Below are 2,748 nucleotides of genomic sequence, written 5' to 3'. Positions count from 1 at the left end.
CGAACTCGGTGGGACTGTCGATCTGGGGCACCTCGGCCATGCGGACCTCGGGCGACGACGTGGCCGAGGTCCTGGCCCTGCTCGGCGTCCGGCCGGAGTGGGACGAGGCCTCCCGCCGGGTCAACGGCCTCGAGGTGGTCCCGGCCGTTGAGCTCGGGCGCCCGCGCGTCGACGTGACGGTCCGCATCTCGGGCTTCTTCCGGGACGCCTTCCCGCACGTCATCACCATGCTCGACGACGCCGTCCGGATGGTCGCGGACCTCGACGAACCGGCCGAGCGGAACTACGTCGCCGCCCACACCCGCGCGGACCTGGCCGAGCACTCGGACCACCGGCGCGCGACCACCCGCATCTTCGGTTCCGCGCCGGGGTCGTACGGCGCCGGGATCCTGCAGACCATCGAGGCCGGCAATTGGCGGGACGACCGCGACCTGGCCGAGGTCTACACCCGGTGGGGCGGCTTCGCCTACGGGCGCGACCTGGACGGCGTCCCGGCCGCGGACGACATGCGCACCAACTACAAGCGCATCGCGGTAGCCGCCAAGAACATCGACACCCGCGAGCACGACATCGCCGACTCCGACGACTACTTCCAGTACCACGGGGGGATGATCGCGACGGTGCGTGCGCTCACCGGCTCCGAGCCCCGCGCCTACGTGGGGGACTCCACCACGCCGGATGCCATCCGCACCCGGTCGCTCGCGGAGGAGACGGTCCGGGTGTTCCGGGCGCGCGTGGTCAACCCCCGGTGGATCGCGGCCATGCAGCGGCACGGGTACAAGGGGGCCTTCGAGCTGGCGGCGACGGTGGACTACCTCTTCGGGTTCGACGCCACCGCCGGGGTCGTGCACGATTGGATGTACGACACCCTGGCCAGGGAGTACGTGCTGGACCAGACCAACCAGGAGTTCCTGCGGCGCTCCAACCCGTGGGCGCTGCGCGGGATGATCGAGCGGCTCTCCGAGGCCGCCGACCGAGGGCTGTGGGCCGAGCCGGACGCCGAGATCATGGACCGGATGCGGCAGGTCTACCTGGACGTCGAGGGCGACCTCGAGGACACCCACGGTGACTGACCCGGTGTCCGAACTCCCGACCGGTGAGGCCGGAGGCCGGGCGCGCCGCCGGGTGCGGGTGGTGGGGATCGGCTCAGGAGGACCGGACCAGATCACGGTGGAGGCGATCACCGCCCTGCGGTCCTCCGCCTACGCGGTGGCCGCGGTGAAGGGGGCCGACGACCCGTTGGTCGACCTCCGCCGGCAGCTGCTCGCCCGGCACGCGCCGGGCGTCGAGCTGGTGGGAGTGGCCGATCCGGAGCGGGACCGCTCGTCGCGGTCGACCTCCTCCCACGTCGGGTACCGCGGCGTGGTCCTGGACTGGCACGAGGCCCGATCCCTGGCGTGGGAGCGGGTGCTGGCGGACCGTCCCGGCGACGTGGCGGTGCCGGTCTGGGGAGACCCCGCCTTCTACGACTCCACGCTGCGGATCGTCGACCGGATCCTCGCCCGTGGCCGGCTCGACTTCCACGTCGAGGTGGTCCCCGGCATCTCCGCTCTACAGGTGTTGGCGGCGCGTCACCGTCTGGTCCTGCATGAGATCGGCGGGACGGTCACCGTGACCACCGGCCGACGTCTGGCGGAGGTCGTCGCCGGCGGCGCGGACAATGTGGTGGTGATGCTCAACGCGGACCTGCCGCTGGAGGGGCTGACCGACTGGCACATCTGGTGGGGCGGAAACCTCGGCGACCAGGGAGAATGCCTGGTCTCGGGCAGGGTCGGCGATGTCCTGCCCGAGCTACGGGGCCATCGTGAGCGGCTTCGCGCAGAGCACGGCTGGGTGATGGACGTGTACCTGCTGCGGCGCCCGGTCGCGGCGGGCTGAGGCGATGCCTACACTGGCGCTCCCCCGAGAACAGAGGTGCACGATGGCTTTCCTGAGAAACGCCCTGCGGACCGGAGTCGCGCTCAAGGCCGCTGAGGTGGCCAAGCGTGAGGCGTCGAAACCGGAGAACCAACGCAAGGCCCGCGAGTTCGCGGAGAAGATCCGTAACCGCAGGCGCTAACCGTCGGCGACACTCATGGCCACCGGACGCAGGCCAACGAGCCGGGGAAACGGACCACACGCCCCGTGCCGGCCTACAGCCGCTGTATCCGCGCGAAGGGGTAGCGCGCGACCGCCCCGACCAGGAGGGCATAGGCGGCGGTGGCCGCGAGAAGTCCGGTCGAGGCGTCGAGCCGGAACTCGGACATCATGGCGGGGACTACCGCGACCGCGGGCGCCAGCGCCAGGCCGGCGGCGAGTAGGCACCACGTTCCCACGAGCTGATTTGCCCTGTGGGTCAGAACAGGATCGCTGCGCACCCGGGCGGGGACTCGGTAGCCCTTGCGGGGATCGGTAACCCACCCACGGTGTCCGGTGTACGCGGCGAGCGCCGAGGCGACCGCAGCGAGGCCGAACGCCATGGCGATGATCGCGTACCCCACCTCATCCCTCCTCGGACCGGCTCGACGCTTGTTCGCGCCGATGTGAGGGAAGGTAAGATGGGGGGCGGGAGCGCTCGCGGTGGAGGGCCGGTGCGCCCGCAGCCTTCAGATCCAGTCGACGATCTCCACGGGGTCGTCGGCCCCGGCTCCTTCCGGGACCACGGCGAGCGCGGGAGCGCCTGCGAGGTCGGCCAGGTGGGCGGTGCGGACCCGGCTGGACAGCGTCCATCCATCGGCCCCGTCGGGGCGGGCCGGCAGGATCCGCGCG

Annotated in this window: 4 protein-coding genes; 3 read left to right on the top strand and 1 reads right to left on the bottom strand. The window is 71.7% G+C overall.

The features are described from left to right. From G6027_RS12825 to G6027_RS12815, 3 genes are all read left to right on the top strand, one after another. Positions 1 to 1,073, top strand: a 1,073-nt coding sequence (locus G6027_RS12825) for a cobaltochelatase subunit CobN (protein WP_182637514.1), incomplete at its 5' end; no start/stop codon positions are given. Continuing rightward, complete coding sequence (gene cobF, locus G6027_RS12820; RefSeq protein ID WP_182637513.1) at positions 1,066 to 1,878, top strand: precorrin-6A synthase (deacetylating); 813 nt, start codon at positions 1,066 to 1,068, stop codon at positions 1,876 to 1,878. The genes G6027_RS12825 and cobF, both read left to right, overlap by 8 nt. A gap of 43 nt (positions 1,879 to 1,921) precedes the next feature. Next, the gene (locus G6027_RS12815) at positions 1,922 to 2,059 is read left to right on the top strand and encodes a hypothetical protein (protein WP_182637512.1); all 138 of its coding nucleotides are present in this window, start codon (positions 1,922 to 1,924) and stop codon (positions 2,057 to 2,059) included. A 73-nt stretch (positions 2,060 to 2,132) separates the two neighbouring features. Here the strand turns inward: G6027_RS12815 and G6027_RS12810 are convergent, their stop codons facing one another. Continuing rightward, positions 2,133 to 2,480 (bottom strand): hypothetical protein, encoded by a 348-nt coding sequence (locus G6027_RS12810; protein WP_206682493.1) that lies wholly within the window; start codon positions 2,478 to 2,480, stop codon positions 2,133 to 2,135. Between the last annotated feature and the right edge of the window lie 268 nt (positions 2,481 to 2,748).

Origin of the sequence: Dietzia sp. SLG310A2-38A2, assembly GCF_014145095.1 — a bacterium.
Taxonomy (GTDB): Bacteria; Actinomycetota; Actinomycetes; order Mycobacteriales; family Mycobacteriaceae; genus Dietzia.
This window is presented reverse-complemented; position numbering and strand designations above follow the sequence as displayed.